The organism is Thermus brockianus, assembly GCF_001880325.1.
GTDB classification, from domain to species: Bacteria; Deinococcota; Deinococci; order Deinococcales; family Thermaceae; genus Thermus; species Thermus brockianus.
Map to the genome: position 1 here is coordinate 512,408 of NZ_CP016312.1, position 14,994 is coordinate 527,401.

Consider the following 14,994-nt stretch of genomic DNA (forward strand, 5'->3'; position numbering starts at 1 on the left):
CATAAGGGGTATGCGCGACCTGGACCGCGAGGAAACCTATCTGGTGGACCGCCAGGGGCTCGCCCTGGAGCTTAGGGACCTGGTGGGCTCCGGGCCCGTGCCCCAGGAGGCCTACCCCGCCCCCTTCGCCGCCCTCGCCTACGGGGAAGGCCACTTCGCCGCCAAAGCCCTGGGCCTGCCCGACTGGACGGAAACGGGCACCCTTTTCCTCTTGGAAGGCGGCTACGACCTAGGGGAGGCCTCGGCCATGGGCCTTTTGGCGGAGTCGGGGCGGGTTAGGGTGGTGCGGGTGGGGTTCCGCCCGGGGGTGGACGTCTACCTCCCCCCAAGCCCCTTGAGCCCCTACCGCTACCTGCGCTTCCTCCTCCTCGCCATGGGGGAGGAGAAGGCCTTAAAGGAGGTGGACGAGGCCCTCTTGGCGGAAAGGCGCCGCCTCACCCCCGAGGTGCCCCTGGAGGAAAACCCCGCCAAGTTCCTGGCCTATACCCTCTTGGAAAGGCTTCCCCTCTTCTATAGCCCCTTCTTCCGCCCCCTGGAGGAGGCGGCGCAAAGCCTCTTCGCCCGCATCGGGAAAAGCCTCTCTCTAACCCCGCCCTTTAGCGCCCTGGAGTTCTTCCTTACCGGCCTCGAGGCCCGCCACGAGCAGGGAGACCCCTTAGCGGCGGTCCTCCTGGGGGGCGGGGAAGCGGCAAGCCTGGCCAAGGAGATCCTGGAAACCCGGGTGGACGCCATCGCCGAGGTGCCCCTCCCCGAGGGAAGCCGCCTGGCCCAGGCCATGGCCCTCTGGTACCGCCTGGCCTGGACCGCCTACTACCTCGCCCTCCTCTACGGCACCGACCCCTCGGACCAGGAGGTCCTGGAAAGGCTTCGGGAGATCACCTGATGGAGGTGCCGCCTTTCCCCAGGCCGGAGAGCCCAAAGGCGGCCCTGGCCCTGCAACGGGCCCTCGCTAAACGGGTGGTCCTCTCCGGAAGCCTGGAGGGCAAGAGGCTCCTCGCCGCCTTGGACGCCTCCCACAAACGGGGCAAGCCCCTGGTGGCCGTGGCCCTCCTCTATCACCTGGAAAAAGGGCCCCTTTTCGTGGGCCAGGCCCGGGTCCCAGAAGAAGCGCTATTCCCCTACGTGCCCGGCCTCCTCTCCTTCCGTGAGGCCCCCGCTTACCTGGAGGCCCTAAAAACCCTCCCCGAGGCCCCCGAGGTCCTCCTGGTGGATGGGCAGGGGATCGCCCACCCCCGGGGCCTGGGCATCGCCAGCCACCTGGGGGTCCACCTGGACCTGCCTAGCGTGGGCGTGGCCAAAAGCCTCCTCTTTGGTCGCCCGGAGGGCCCCCTTCCCCAGGAAGCGGGAAGCGCCGTGCGCCTCCTCGCCCCCGATGGCCGCCCCTTGGGCTACGCCTACCGGAGCCGCACCGGGGTAAAGCCCCTTTACGTCTCCCCAGGCCACCGCGTGGGCCTGGAAGAGGCTTTGGCCTTCGTGCGCCGCCTGCCCACCCGCTTCCGCCTGCCCGAGCCTTTGCGGCTTGCCCACATAGAGGCGGGCCGGGCCCTGGCCGCCTTAGACTAAGGCCCTGTGGAAGCCTCTAAGCCCAACCCCGTTTACCGAGCCACCTGGTACCTCGCCCGCTTCCTGCTCCACCTTCTTTTCGGCTTTCGGGTGGAAGGTGCCGAAAACGTGCCAGAGGAGGGCCCCGTGATCCTGGCCTCCAACCACCTCTCCATCCTGGACCCCATCGCCATCGGGGCCGGGGTGCGGCGGCCCGTGAGCTTCCTGGCCCGGGCCGATGTCTTCCGGCTCCCCTTCCTTTCCTGGCTTCTTCCACGGCTTTACGCCATCCCCGTGGAACGGGGGCAAAGCGACCTCTCCGCCATCAAAAGCGCCCTCCGCGCCCTAGGGAGGGGCATGGCCTTTGGCATCTTCCCCGAAGGAACCCGAAGCCGCACGGGCAAGCTCCAGCCCTTCAAGACCGGGGTAGCGGCCATCGCCCTGAGAACTGGAAGCCCCGTGGTGCCCGTGGCGGTCATCGGCACGGACCGGGCCTGGCCTGTGGGGCGGAAGCTCTTTCGCCTGCGCCGGCCCATCCGGGTGGTTTACGGCAAGCCCATTCCCGTTCCAAGGGCCGAGCGGATTTCCCACCGGGAGCTAGAAAACCTCACCCGGGAGATAGAGGCTAGGGTACGGGAACTTCTCCCCCCCGAGTACCGCTAGAGCCAATGCTTTCGTTATCACACATTGCTATACATAGCGATAGAAATAGGTCAGGCTATTGCGCAAAAGCTTTGAGGCGTGATATAGTCCCTGCGGAAGGGAAAAGAGGAAGGAGGTGAAGAATGGCGGCAAAGAAAACGGTGACCAAAGCGGATCTGGTGGACCAGGTGGCCTCGGCCACGGGCCTCAAGAAAAAGGACGTAAAGGCGGCGGTGGATGCCTTCTTGACCAAGGTGGAAGAGGCGCTCTCCGCCGGCAACAAGGTGCAGCTCACCGGCTTCGGCACCTTTGAGGTGCGCAAGCGGAAGGCCCGCACCGGCGTGAAGCCCGGCACCAAGGAAAAGATCAAGATCCCCGCCACCCAGTACCCTGCCTTCAAGCCAGGGAAGGCCCTTAAGGAGAAGGTCAAGAAGTAAGTATTCCCTTCCCCCAGGGGGCTTTAGCCCCCTGGGTTTATCCTTTACGCCCCGCCCAGGGCTCCGCCCGGCTTGATCTTGGGTACCACCCTGGGCGTTTCCTTCTCCTCCCGTTCCTGGGGCTTTTCCTCCTCCAGGGGCAGGCCCTCCACCACCTTCTGGAATTCCTCGGCGGTGAGGGTTTCCCGCTCCAAGAGGGTTTCCGCCACCCGCTCCAAGACCTCCCGCTTCTCCTCCAGAAGGCGCTTCACCCGCTGGTACTCCTCCTCTATCAGGCGGCGCACCGCCTCGTCAATGCGCTTGGCGGTCTCCTCGGAGTACTGGCGGACATCGTACCCCCCCAGGTAGGTATCCTCCCGCACGGCGTAGGCCACGGGCCCGAACTCGGGGTGCATGCCCCATTCCGTGATCATGCGCCGGGCCAACTCCGTGGCCTGGCGGAAGTCGTTCTCCGCCCCGGTGGTCACGTCCTCAAAGACGAGTTCCTCCGCCGCCCGCCCCGCCAGGGCCACGGCGATCTGGTCCAGAAGCCGCTTCCTGGACCAATGGAGCATGTCCTCCCGCCTGGGCATCATGAAGCCCAAGGCCCGCCCCCGGGGGACGATGGTCACCTTGTGCACCCCATCGGCGTGCTCCAGGAAGTGGGCGGCCAGGGCATGCCCCGCCTCGTGGTAGGCGGTGATCCGCCGGTCCCGGGGCGTGAGGACCAGGCTCTTCTTGGCCGGGCCCATCATCACCCGGTCCGCCGCCTCCTCGAGGTCCTTCATGGTGATCTTCTTCCGCCCTTCCCGGGCGGCCAGGAGGGCCGCCTCGTTCAAGAGGTTCTCCAAATCCGCCCCCACGAAGCCGGGGGTGCGCTTGGCCAAAAGGGCCAGGTCCACGTCCTCCGCCAAGGGCTTACCCCGGGCGTGGATGCGCAGGATCTGTTCCCGCCCCCGCACGTCCGGGGCGTCAATGGCCACCTGCCGGTCAAAGCGGCCCGGGCGCAGAAGGGCGGGGTCCAGGACGTCCGGGCGGTTGGTGGCCGCCATGACGATGATGGTGGAGTCCTTCTCAAAGCCGTCCATCTCCACCAGGAGCTGGTTTAGGGTCTGTTCCCGCTCGTCGTTGCCCCCGCCCACCCCGGCTCCCCGCCGCCGGCCCACGGCGTCTATCTCGTCAATGAAGACGATGCAGGGGGCGTGGCGCTTGGCCGTTTCAAAGAGGTCCCGCACCCGGGCCGCCCCCACCCCCACGAACATCTCCACGAAGTCGGACCCGGAAGCGGTGATAAAGGGCACCTTGGCCTCGCCCGCCACCGCCCGGGCGATGTGGGTCTTCCCCACCCCGGGCGGCCCCACCAGGAGGACCCCTTTGGGGATGCGGGCCCCCATCTCGTGGAAGCGGCCCGGGTTTTTCAGGAACTCCACGATCTCCTTGAGCTCCTCCTTGGCCTCCTCCGCCCCGGCCACGTCCTTGAAGGTCACCTTGGGGGCCTCGGTGAGCACCTTGGCCCGGCTTTTGGTGAAGCTAAAGGCGGAATCGGAAGGCCCCGCCCTTCCCGTGCGGGAGAAGTAGAAGAGCGCCCCGATGAGAAGGCCCACCAAAAGGAGGGGCCAGAGGAAGCCCAAGGGGCTTTGCCCTTGGGGGGGTTCCACCCGCACGCTCACCCCCCGCTTGGTCCAAGCCTCCAAAGTGGCGTTGTCGGGAGGGCTTGCGGCGTAGGTGGTGAAGGTGGACCCGTCCACCAGGGTGCCCTGGATGCGGGTGTCGCCCGCCCGCACCACCACCTCCTTGACCCGGCCCGCCTGGAGGTCCTCGAGGAAGGTGGTGTAGTTCACCGCCCCCCCCGAACTGGTGGTGCCCGCCAAGCTAAACGCCCAAGCCAGAAGGAGCAAGCCCAGGACGAAAACCAGGAAATTCAAAGGAAGCCGGGACATGTCTTCTCCTAGGGTACACGCAAGGCCCGGCCTCAGGGTAGCCCGCGGCACTATGACATAACCTTGCTCAACTCTCTTGACTGAAAAATGCGGAGGCCTTATGCTTGAGGCTGAGAGGTGAGCTATGGCTAAGGCAGTGGGCATTGACCTCGGCACCACCAACAGCGTCATCGCCGTGATGGAAGGCGGCAAGCCCGTGGTGCTGGAAAACGCCGAAGGCGAACGGGTAACCCCCAGCGTGGTGGCCTTCCGGGACGGGGAAACCTTGGTGGGCCGCATGGCCAAGCGCCAGGCGGTCCTGAACCCCGAGGGGACGATCTTTGAGATCAAGCGCTTCATCGGCCGCCGCTGGGAGGAGGTGCAGGAGGAGGCCAAGCGGGTCCCCTACAAGGTGGTCCCGGGGCCCGATGGCGGCGTGCGGGTGGAGGTGAAGGGCAAGCTCTACACCCCCGAGGAGATCAGCGCCATGATCCTCCGCAAGCTGGTGGAGGACGCCTCCAAGAAGCTTGGGGAGAGGATCACCAAGGCGGTGATCACCGTGCCCGCCTACTTCAACAACGCCCAGCGGGAGGCCACGGCCAACGCCGGGCGCATCGCTGGGCTCGAGGTCCTGCGCATCATCAACGAGCCCACCGCCGCCGCCCTGGCCTACGGCCTGGACAAGAAGGGCAACGAAACGGTCCTCGTCTTTGACCTGGGGGGCGGCACCTTTGACGTCACCATCCTGGAGATCGGCGAGGGCGTCTTTGAGGTGAAGGCCACCTCCGGGGACACCCACCTGGGCGGGAGCGACATGGACCACGCCATCGTCAACTGGGTGGCGGAGGAGTTCAAGAAGGAGTACGGGGTGGACCTGCGGGCGGACCGCCAGGCCTTGCAGCGCCTCATTGAGGCGGCGGAAAAGGCCAAGATAGAGCTTTCCAGCATGACGGAAACCACCCTCAGCCTCCCCTTCATCGCCCTGGACCCCGCCAGCAAAACCCCGCTGCACCTGGAGAAGAAGCTCACCCGGGCTAAGTTTGAGGAGCTCATTGAACCCCTCCTGAAGCGCCTCCGGGGCCCCGTGGAGCAAGCCCTGAAGGACGCCGGCCTTTCCCCCAACCAGATTGACGAGGTGATCCTGGTGGGCGGGGCCACCCGGGTGCCCGCGGTGCAGCGGGTGGTGAAGGAGCTCTTGGGCAAGGAACCCAACCGCTCCGTGAACCCCGACGAGGTGGTGGCCATGGGGGCCGCCATCCAGGCGGGCGTGCTCATGGGCGAGGTGCGGGACGTGGTCCTCCTGGACGTCACCCCCCTCTCCTTGGGCGTGGAGACCAAGGGCGGGGTGATGACCGTCCTCATCCCCCGGAACACCACCATCCCCACCCGCAAGTGCGAGATCTTCACCACGGCGGAGCACAACCAGACCGCCGTGGAGATCCACGTCCTCCAGGGCGAGCGCCCCATGGCGGCCGACAACAAGAGCCTAGGCCGTTTCCGCCTGGAGGGCATCCCCCCCATGCCCGCCGGGGTGCCGCAGATTGAGGTCTGCTTTGACATTGACGCCAACGGCATCCTCCACGTGACCGCCAGGGAGAAGTCCACGGGCAAGGAGGCCTCCATCACCATCCAGAACACCACCACCCTCTCCGAAGAGGAGATCCAGCGCATGATTGAGGAGGCTAAGCGCCACGCCGAGGAGGACCGGCGGCGCAAGGAGCACGCCGAGCTCAAGAACACCCTGGACTCCGCCCGCATCCAGGCGGAACGGGTCCTTTCCGAGAAGCAAGGCACCCCCGAGGCCAAGGCCCGCCTCGAGGCGGCCATCCAAAAGGCCAAGGAACTGGTGGAGCGGGACGCTCCCGACCCCGAGCTCAAGGCGGCCACCGAGGAGCTCTTGAAGGCGGTGGAGGCCTACGAGAAGGGGGCCACGGCGGCAAGCGGCAAGGGCCCGGACGACGTGATTGACGCCGATTACAAGCCGGCCGAATAAGGGGAAAGCCGCTAGGCCCCGCCCCGTATGGGCGGGGCCCCCTACCCCGGGAGGCATAATGGAAGAGCGGAAGGAAAATACTCTAGAGCAAGACCTCCAGGCGATGGAGAAGGAGGCGGAAGCTTTGGAAAGCCGCCTCCAAGCGGCGGAGGAGGAGCTTAAGCGCTTCAAGGACCAGTACCTCCGCCTCCTCGCCGACTTTGACAATTACCGCAAGCGCACGGAGGAGGAGCTTAGGCTTCGGGAGCGGGAAGGGGTTTTGAAGGCGGTACGGGCGCTCCTCCCCATCCTGGACGATCTGGAAAGGGCTCTGGAGTTCGCCGAGGCCAGGCCGGAAAGCATCCTCCAAGGGGTGAAGGCCGTGCGGGAAGGCTTCTTCCGTATCCTGGCCGGGCTTGGCGTGGAGGAAGTACCTGGGGAAGGCGAGCGCTTTGACCCCCGGTACCACGAGGCCATTGGCCTCCTGCCCGGGGAGCCGGGCAAGGTAGCCCGGGTCTTCCAGCGGGGCTTCCGCCTAGGGGAGGCCCTGGTACGCCCGGCCCGGGTGGCGGTGGGGGAGGAGAAAAGCCCGGAGGAAGAGGGCCTGGAGTAAGCCATGAAGGACTACTACGCCATTTTGGGCGTCCCCAGAAACGCCACGCAGGAGGAGATCAAAAGGGCCTACAAGCGCCTGGCCCGACAGTACCACCCCGACGTCAACAAAAGCCCCGAGGCGGAGGAGAAGTTCAAGGAGATCAACGAGGCCTACGCCGTCCTGTCCGACCCCGAAAAGCGCAAGCTTTACGATACCTACGGCACCACCCAAGCCCCCCCACCCCCACCTCCTGGCGGATACGATTTCTCGGGCTTTGACGTGGAGGACTTCTCCGATTTCTTCCAAGAACTCTTCGGTGGGGGGCTCTTCGGCCGTAGGGGCCGCAGGCGGGGCCGGGACGTGCGGGCCGAGCTTCCCCTGACCTTGGAAGAGGCCTTTCACGGCGGGGAGAGGGTCTTGGAGGTGGGTGGGCGCCGGGTTTCCGTGCGCATCCCCCCCGGGGTGCAGGACGGGGCCGTGCTCCGGGTCCCGGGGATGGGCGGCCCTGGAGAGCCTCCGGGGGACCTCCTGCTTCACGTGCGCCTTCTTCCCCACCCCCACTTCCGCCTCGAGGGCCAAGACCTCTACGCCACCCTGGACGTGCCCGCCCCCATCGCCGTGGTGGGGGGTAAGGTGCGGGCCCAGACCCTGGAAGGCCCCGTGGAGGTCACCATCCCCCCAAGGACCCAGGCGGGCCGGAAGCTACGGCTAAGGGGCAAGGGCTTCCCGGGCCCTTCGGGCCGGGGGGACCTCTACCTGGAGGTGCGCCTCACCATTCCCGAGCGCCTTACCCCAGAGGAAGAAGCTCTTTGGAAAAAGCTAGCGGAGGCGTACTATGCTCGTGCGTAGCGGGTGGCTTTCCCTGGACGCCTTGGCCGAGTACGGCCTTGCCCTAAGCGCCGTGCAGGCCTACGTGGAGATCGGCTTCGTGGAGCCTTTGGTGGTGGGGGACACCTGGTACTTCCGCCAAGAGGACCTTCTGCGCATGGCCAAGGCCGAGCGCATCCGCAAGGACCTCGGGGCCAACCTCATCGGGGCCGCCTTGGTGGTGGAGATTCTGGAAAAGCGGTAAGCCCGCCGGGACATCCTTACCTCCCCTTCCCTGTTAAACTCCTTATAAGGCGCTCCCTTCCTCCCAATGCTCTGGCGTCCAGCTTGCCTTCTCGCTAATGCGGCCTATTGTCTCAATTAAGTTGACATCTTCAATATCAAGTGATATGCTTGGATTAGCAGGAGGTAAGGGGCATGAACCTGGAACGCTGGACGCAAGCTGCCCGCGAAGCCCTGGCCCAGGCGCAGGTCCTGGCCCGGGAGATGAAACACCAGGCCATTGACCTGCCCCACCTTTGGGTGGTTCTCCTCAAAGACCCCAAGGGCCTGGCTTGGCGCCTCCTGGAACGGGCGGGGGCCGACCCCAAGGCCCTCAAAGAGCTCCAGGAAAGGGAGCTCGCCCGGCTACCCAAGGTGGAAGGGGCGGAAGGAGGGCAGTACCTCACGAGCCGCCTCTCCGGCGCCTTCAACCGGGCCGAGGCCCTGATGGCGGAGCTCAAGGACCGCTTCGTGGCCCTGGACACCCTGGTCCTGGCCTTGGGCGAGGCCACCCCCGGGCTTCCGGGCCTAGAGCCCCTGAAAAAAGCCTTACAAGAACTCAGAGGAGGTAAGACCGTGCAGACGGAACATGCGGAAAGCACCTACAACGCCCTGGAACAGTACGGCATTGACTTAACCCAAATGGCCGCCGAGGGGAAGCTGGACCCCGTGATCGGCCGGGACGAGGAGATCCGGCGGGTCATCCAGATCCTCCTTCGGCGGACCAAAAACAACCCCGTCCTCATCGGCGAGCCCGGCGTGGGGAAGACCGCCATCGTGGAGGGGTTAGCCCAGCGCATCGTCAAGGGGGACGTGCCCGAAGGCCTCAAGGGCAAGCGCCTCATCTCCTTGCAGATGGGCTCCCTCCTGGCGGGGGCCAAGTACCGGGGCGAGTTTGAGGAGCGCCTGAAGGCGGTGATCCAGGAGGTGGTGCAGTCCCAAGGGGAGATCATCCTCTTCATTGACGAGCTCCACACCGTGGTGGGGGCGGGCAAGGCGGAGGGCGCCGTGGACGCCGGGAACATGCTCAAACCCGCCTTGGCCCGGGGAGAGCTCAGGCTCATTGGGGCCACCACCCTGGACGAGTACCGGGAGATTGAGAAGGACCCCGCCCTGGAGCGGCGCTTCCAACCCGTTTACGTGGACGAGCCCAGCGTGGAAGACACCATCTCCATCCTCCGGGGCATCAAGGAGAAGTACGAGGTGCACCACGGGGTGCGCATCTCCGACCCCGCCATCGTGGCGGCGGCGGTCCTCTCCCACCGCTACATCACGGAAAGGCGCCTCCCGGACAAGGCCATTGACCTCATTGACGAGGCGGCGGCAAGGCTCCGCATGGCCTTGGAAAGCGCCCCTGAGGAGATAGACGCCCTGGAGCGGAAAAAGCTCCAGTTGGAGATAGAAAGAGAGGCCCTGAAAAAGGAGAAGGACCCCGACTCCCTGGAGCGCCTCAAGGCCATTGAGGCGGAGATCGCCGAGCTCACCAAGGAGATAGAAAAGCTCCGGGCGGAGTGGGAGGCGGAGCGGGAAATCCTGAAGAAGCTCCGCGAAGCGCAGCAGCGCCTGGACGAGGTGCGGCGGCAGATAGAGCTTGCGGAAAGGCAGTACGACCTGAACCGGGCGGCAGAGCTCCGCTACGGGGAGTTGCCCCGCCTCGAGGCCGAGGTGGAGGCACTTTCCGAGAAGCTCCGGGGCGCCAGGTTCGTGCGCTTGGAGGTGACGGAGGAGGACATCGCCGAGATCGTCTCCCGGTGGACCGGCATCCCCGTGGCCAAGCTCTTGGAGGGCGAGCGGGAAAAACTCCTCCGGCTTGAGGAGGAGCTCCACAAGCGGGTGGTGGGGCAGGAGGAGGCCATAAGGGCCGTGGCCGACGCCATCCGCCGCGCCCGGGCCGGCCTCAAGGACCCCAACCGCCCCATCGGGAGCTTCCTCTTCCTGGGCCCCACGGGGGTGGGCAAGACGGAGCTCGCCAAGACCCTGGCCGCCACCCTCTTTGACACCGAGGAAGCCATGGTGCGCATAGACATGACGGAGTACATGGAAAAGCACGCCGTAAGCCGCCTCATCGGGGCCCCGCCGGGGTACGTGGGCTACGAGGAGGGGGGCCAGCTCACCGAGGCAGTGCGGCGCAGGCCCTACACCGTCATCCTCTTTGACGAGATTGAGAAGGCCCACCCCGACGTCTTCAACATCCTCCTGCAAATCCTGGACGATGGCCGCCTCACGGACAGCCACGGGCGCACCGTGGACTTCCGCAACACGGTCATCATCCTCACCTCCAACCTGGGCAGCCCCCTTATCCTCGAGGGCATCCAGAAGGGCCTGCCCTACGAGAGGATCCGGGAAGAGGTCTTCGGGGTCTTGCAGAAGCACTTCCGCCCCGAGTTCCTGAACCGCCTGGACGAGATCGTGGTCTTCCGGCCCCTTTCGCAAGAGCAAATCCGGGCCATCGTGGAGATCCAGCTGGGGAACCTCAGGGCCCGGCTTGCGGAGAAGCGCATCACCCTGGAGCTCACCGAGGCGGCCAAGGACTTCTTGGCCCAAAGGGGTTACGACCCCGTCTTCGGCGCCAGGCCCCTGAAGCGCGTGATCCAGCGGGAGCTGGAAACCCCCTTGGCCAAGAAGATCCTGGCGGGAGAGGTGAAGGAGGGGGACCGGGTGGTGGTGGACGCCGCGCCCGAGGGCCTGGTGTTCCACACTGCCACCCGGGTAGAGGCTTAAAGGAGGGAAGGCATGGACGTGTTGGAGGTTTTGCGGCGGGCTTACCAGGACGAGCTCCTGGACGCCCTAAGGGCCGAGCGGGCGGCGGAAGGCGTCCCTTACCCCCACATCCGGGCCCTCCTCCAGGAGGTGGCCTCCCGGGAGCGGGCCCACGCCGAAGCCCTGGCCGAAGCCCTGAGGAAGCGGGGGGCCTCCCTGCCCCCCGCCCCCAAGGCCGGGGAGGAGGGTTGGGAAGCCATGCTCCGCCTCCTCTCCGAGGAGGGGTTTGACCGGGCCTACTACCTGGAGAGCACCTTCCCCGACCCCGAGCTGGAAACCCTCTTCACCCGTCTCGGCCAGGAGGAAAGACTCAACCAAGAAGCGGTCCGGAAAGCGGTGGCGCTTATCGGAGGTACCCTATGATCAGCAAGGAAGAGGTCAAACGACTACGCGAGGCCATCGGCAAGGCGGAAGGTCCCGTGCTCTCCCTGTACCTGGACGTGAACCCGGCCAAGCCGGAAAACGCCTCCAGGGCCTACGCCCTGAGGGCCAAGGACGCCATGAAGGCCCTTAAAGTCCCCGAGGACCTGGCGGAGAAGGTGCTGGAAGTCCTAAAGAACCAGGTCCTGGAAGCCAAGACCGCCGTCTTCTTCGCCGGGGAAGACCTCTTTGAGGTCCTTCTCCTGCAAGTGGAACTCCCCCTGGTGAGTGCGGTCAAGGCGCACTTCCAGGAGGAAAAGGAAAGCCGCCTCCTCACCGACGGGGCCTTGGCCCACTACGGCCCTCCCTTCCTCCTCCCCTTGGTCTACGCCCTGGACGAGTACGAGCGCTACGGGGTGGTCTACGTGGACCAGGAACGCTGGCGGGTCTTTGAGGTCTTCCTGGGAGAAATTGAGGAGGTCCAGGACGCCTTCCTGGCCCTGGACACCGAGGCCTGGCGCCGCCTCAGCCTGGACGCCCCGGGCCGCCGCTTCAACCTAGGGGGCATCGCCCGGGGTGGGGCCGGGCAGGACCTTTTCGCCAAGCGCCTGGAGGCCTGGGAGGAGCGGTTTTACAAGGCCCTGGCCCATGAGCTGGAAAAGCTCGTGGAGGCCAGGGGCTTCACCCGCCTCCTCCTCATGGGCCCCGAGGAGCACACCAAGCTTTTCTTGGGCTACCTGCCCAGGCGGCTGAAGGAGAAGGTGGCGGGCCTCCTCCCCTCCCTTCCCCACCCCGGGGCCACCCCCGGCCAGGTCCTCAAGCGCCTGGAGCCGGAACTTTCCGCCATTGAACGGGCCAAGGAGGTGGAACTCCTCAAGAGCCTAGAAGAAGCCTATCCCAAGGCGGTCTTTGGCCCCGAGGTGCTAGAGAGGGTCCAGGAGGGGCGGGTGGAGCTCTGGGTCCTACCCTGGACCCTGGACCAGGGGGTCTACGCCTGCGATGGCCTTTACTTCGCCGAGGAGGCCAAGGCCCTGGCCTTCTGCGGGCACTCAGAGAGCAAGCCCTTGGCCGTGGTGCTGCCCGAGCTCGCCACAGGCTACGCTACCAAGCTGGAGTTCGTGCGTGGCGAGGCCGAGCAAAGGCTTCTAGAGCGTGGCGGTATGGCTGCGCTCTTGAGGTGGTAAGGAGGTGATGGGAAATGATCCGGTTTGATCCCTTTAGGGAACTGGAGGAGCTGCAGGAAAGGTTGGCGCGGGCCTTCGTTCCCCCGGCCCAGCAGGGCCCCAGGGTCTACGCCCCGCCGGTGGACGTGATGGAGGACGGGGAGGGCCTCCACCTCCTCGTCTACCTCCCCGGGGTGGACCCCGGGCGGGTGGAGGTGGTGGCGGAAGAGGGCGTCCTCTCCGTGAAGGCGGAGCGGCCCTTGGAAAAGCAAGAGGGCGTGGCGTACCACCGGCTGGAGGGCCCCTACGGCACCTTCGCCCGGAGCTTCAATGTGCCCAGCACCTACGATCTCTCCCGGGTGCAGGCCCGGTTCCGCCACGGGGTCCTGCACCTCCTCGTGCCCAAAGCGGAGGCCACCAAGCCCAAGAAGATCCAGGTCCAGGTGGAGTAGGGAGGTGAGGTATGCGGCGCACGGTAAGGTACATCCTGGCCACCTCTAACCCCATGGGCGACCTCGAGGCCCTGGAGAAGTTCGTCAAGGTGGCCCCGGACACGGGGGCGGACGCCATCGCCGTCATCGGCAACCTCATGCCCAAGACGGCCAAAAGCCGCGACTACGCCGCCTTCTTCCGCATCCTGTCCGAGGCGCACCTCCCCACCGCCTACATCCCGGGCCCGGAGGATGCCCCCATCTGGGAATACCTGCGGGAGGCGGCCAACATTGAGCTCGTACGCCCGGAAATGCGGAGCGTCCACGAAACCTTCACCTTCTGGAAGGGCCCCTACCTGGTGGCGGGGGTGGGCGGGACCATCACCGAGGATGGGGAGCCCGAGGAGCACGAGGCCTTGCGCTACCCCGCCTGGGTGGCGGAGTACCACCTGAAGGCCCTTTGGGAGCTTAAGGACTACCCCCGCATCTTCCTCTTCCACACCGCCCCCTACCACAAGGGCTTGGGCGAGGCGGGCTCCCACGAGGTGGCCCACCTCATCAAGACCCATAACCCCCTCCTCGTCATCGTGGCCGGTAGGGGCCAGAAGCACGAGATGCTGGGGGCAAGCTGGGTGGTAGTCCCCGGAGACCTCTCCGAAGGGGAGTACAGCCTCCTAGACCTCCGCGCCCGCAAGCTGGAAACGGGCAACGTGCGCTAATGGACAAGGTGGTGGTCTGCCCCAACTGCGGCGCCAAGAACCGGCTCAGGACGCCCCCGCCCGGCCAGGTGCCCGTCTGCGGGGCCTGCAAAGCCCCCCTGCCCTGGATCGTGGAGGCGGACGAGAAAAGCTTCCAGGAAGAGGTGGCGGGGGCGCCCTTGGTGCTGGTGGACTTCTGGGCGCCCTGGTGCGGGCCCTGCCGGATGGTGGCCCCGGTGTTGGAAGCCCTGGCCCAGGAGTACGCGGGCAAGCTCAAGGTGGTAAAGGTCAACACGGACGAGAACCCGGGGCTTGCCGCCCGCTATGGGGTGATGAGCATCCCCACCCTGGTCCTCTTCCAGCGGGGCCACCCGGTGGCCACCTGGGTGGGGGCAAGCCCGAAGCGGGTTTTGGAGGAGCGCCTTAGGCCCTACGTGGCCTGAAGGAGGTGGAAGATGTTGGAGAAGCTTTGGCCCTTCGGCAGAAATCGGGTGCGCAAAGCCTTTGAAGAGGCCCTGGAAAGGGCCTTTGGGGAAGCCGAGGTCCTAGAACCCCTCTCCGAGCTGGAGGAGCACGAGGACCACTACCTCCTCCGGGTGGAAGTGCCTGGGCTCGGCCCGGAGAACCTGGAGGTGCGCCTGGAAGGGGATCAGCTGGTGGTGGAGGGCGAAAAGCGGGAGGAAAAGCGCACCAAGCACCTTTCGGAAATCGTCTACGGGAAGATTTACCGCGCCTACCTCCTGCCCAAGGACGCCAAGAAAGAGGGCCTTGAAGCCCACCTGCGCAAAGGGGTCCTGGAGGTAAGGATTCCGCGGGAAAAGCGCCCCGCCGAACCCCCGGTGAGGATCCCGGTGAAGGAGGCCTAAAGGGGGCCCCGCCCCGGTAGCGGGGCCCTCAAGTATCAAGCATCTTGACAATGAGATACTCAATTCTTTAGCATTGCAGATGGGGGGATAGGTATGCTGATGAAGGTAGCAGAGTTTGAGAGGCTTTTCCGCCTGGCCGCAGGCTTAGACGTGGACAAAAACGACCTCAAGCGGCTTTCCGACTTCCTCAGGAACAAGCTCTACGACCTCCTGGTGGTGGCCGAGCGGAACGCTAGGTACAACGGACGGGACATCGTCCTCGAGCCCGACCTGCCCGTGACCAAGGGCCTCCAGGAAACCCTTAAAGAGTTCCGCCAAATGGACACCCAGCTGGAGCTTAAGCCTGTCCTAGACGCCTTGTCCGCCTTGCCGCCTTTGGACCTGGCGGTTTCGGAGGACGTGCAGAACCTCCTCCCCGAGCTCGCCGGGGCCTTGGTGGTGGCCTACGCCCGGGTGCTCAAGGAGCTGGACCCGGCCCTCAAGAACCCCCAAACCTCCCATCACGAAAGGGCCGAACGGGTCTTCAACCTCCTTCTCTAAC

General features: G+C 65.8%; 17 protein-coding genes. 16 read left to right on the forward strand and 1 reads right to left on the reverse strand.

Features of this window, described 5'->3' with window-relative positions:
* The first annotated feature begins 10 nt into the window (after positions 1-10).
* The 4 genes from A0O31_RS02580 to A0O31_RS02595 all read left to right on the forward strand — a co-directional run bounded on the left by A0O31_RS02580 (position 11) and on the right by A0O31_RS02595 (position 2,621).
* On the forward strand, positions 11-883 hold the full coding sequence (locus tag A0O31_RS02580) for an SIS domain-containing protein (protein WP_071676551.1): 873 nt from the start codon (positions 11-13) through the stop codon (positions 881-883).
* Positions 883-1,563, forward strand: a complete 681-nt coding sequence (locus A0O31_RS02585; RefSeq protein WP_071676552.1) for an endonuclease V — start codon at positions 883-885, stop codon at positions 1,561-1,563. Before A0O31_RS02580 ends, A0O31_RS02585 begins: the two co-directional genes overlap by 1 nt.
* Before the next feature lie 6 nt (positions 1,564-1,569).
* Positions 1,570-2,205 (forward strand): lysophospholipid acyltransferase family protein, encoded by a 636-nt coding sequence (locus A0O31_RS02590; protein WP_071676553.1) that lies wholly within the window; start codon positions 1,570-1,572, stop codon positions 2,203-2,205.
* 122 nt (positions 2,206-2,327) lie between these two features.
* On the forward strand, positions 2,328-2,621 hold the full coding sequence (locus tag A0O31_RS02595; RefSeq protein WP_071676554.1) for an HU family DNA-binding protein: 294 nt from the start codon (positions 2,328-2,330) through the stop codon (positions 2,619-2,621).
* Positions 2,622-2,665: 44 nt separating this feature from the next.
* Here A0O31_RS02595 and ftsH read toward each other — a convergent pair whose 3' ends face one another.
* Entirely contained in the window at positions 2,666-4,540 is a 1,875-nt protein-coding gene (gene ftsH / locus A0O31_RS02600) for an ATP-dependent zinc metalloprotease FtsH (RefSeq protein WP_071676555.1), read from the reverse strand.
* 124 nt (positions 4,541-4,664) lie between these two features.
* Between ftsH and dnaK the strand changes: the two genes are divergently transcribed.
* From dnaK to A0O31_RS02660, 12 genes are all read left to right on the forward strand, one after another.
* Complete coding sequence (gene dnaK / locus A0O31_RS02605) at positions 4,665-6,512, forward strand: molecular chaperone DnaK (protein WP_071676556.1); 1,848 nt, start codon at positions 4,665-4,667, stop codon at positions 6,510-6,512.
* 58 nt (positions 6,513-6,570) lie between these two features.
* Entirely contained in the window at positions 6,571-7,104 is a 534-nt protein-coding gene (gene gprE / locus A0O31_RS02610; protein ID WP_071676557.1) for a nucleotide exchange factor GrpE, read from the forward strand.
* Between the two features lie 3 nt (positions 7,105-7,107).
* The gene (locus tag A0O31_RS02615) at positions 7,108-7,935 is read left to right on the forward strand and encodes a DnaJ C-terminal domain-containing protein (protein ID WP_071676558.1); all 828 of its coding nucleotides are present in this window, start codon (positions 7,108-7,110) and stop codon (positions 7,933-7,935) included.
* Positions 7,922-8,158: a chaperone modulator CbpM gene (locus tag A0O31_RS02620; protein ID WP_071676559.1), complete on the forward strand. Its 237-nt coding sequence runs from the start codon at positions 7,922-7,924 to the stop codon at positions 8,156-8,158. Before A0O31_RS02615 ends, A0O31_RS02620 begins: the two co-directional genes overlap by 14 nt.
* Before the next feature lie 173 nt (positions 8,159-8,331).
* Positions 8,332-10,896, forward strand: a complete 2,565-nt coding sequence (gene clpB / locus A0O31_RS02625) for an ATP-dependent chaperone ClpB (RefSeq protein ID WP_071676560.1) — start codon at positions 8,332-8,334, stop codon at positions 10,894-10,896.
* A 12-nt stretch (positions 10,897-10,908) separates the two neighbouring features.
* Positions 10,909-11,298, forward strand: coding sequence for a ferritin family protein (locus A0O31_RS02630; protein ID WP_071676561.1), 390 nt, complete (start codon positions 10,909-10,911; stop codon positions 11,296-11,298).
* Positions 11,295-12,479: a VLRF1 family aeRF1-type release factor gene (locus tag A0O31_RS02635; protein ID WP_071676562.1), complete on the forward strand. Its 1,185-nt coding sequence runs from the start codon at positions 11,295-11,297 to the stop codon at positions 12,477-12,479. Before A0O31_RS02630 ends, A0O31_RS02635 begins: the two co-directional genes overlap by 4 nt.
* A gap of 14 nt (positions 12,480-12,493) precedes the next feature.
* On the forward strand, positions 12,494-12,910 hold the full coding sequence (locus A0O31_RS02640; RefSeq protein ID WP_071676563.1) for an Hsp20/alpha crystallin family protein: 417 nt from the start codon (positions 12,494-12,496) through the stop codon (positions 12,908-12,910).
* Between the two features lie 11 nt (positions 12,911-12,921).
* Positions 12,922-13,608, forward strand: coding sequence for a metallophosphoesterase (locus tag A0O31_RS02645; protein WP_071676564.1), 687 nt, complete (start codon positions 12,922-12,924; stop codon positions 13,606-13,608).
* Positions 13,608-14,030 carry a thioredoxin gene (gene trxA / locus A0O31_RS02650; protein WP_071676565.1) on the forward strand — a complete coding sequence of 141 codons (423 nt, stop codon included), beginning with the start codon at positions 13,608-13,610 and terminating at the stop codon, positions 14,028-14,030. Before A0O31_RS02645 ends, trxA begins: the two co-directional genes overlap by 1 nt.
* A 12-nt stretch (positions 14,031-14,042) precedes the next feature.
* Positions 14,043-14,453, forward strand: coding sequence for an Hsp20/alpha crystallin family protein (locus tag A0O31_RS02655; protein WP_071676566.1), 411 nt, complete (start codon positions 14,043-14,045; stop codon positions 14,451-14,453).
* A 93-nt stretch (positions 14,454-14,546) separates the two neighbouring features.
* Complete coding sequence (locus A0O31_RS02660) at positions 14,547-14,993, forward strand: DUF1931 family protein (RefSeq protein WP_071676567.1); 447 nt, start codon at positions 14,547-14,549, stop codon at positions 14,991-14,993.
* The last annotated feature ends 1 nt before the right edge of the window (position 14,994 follow it).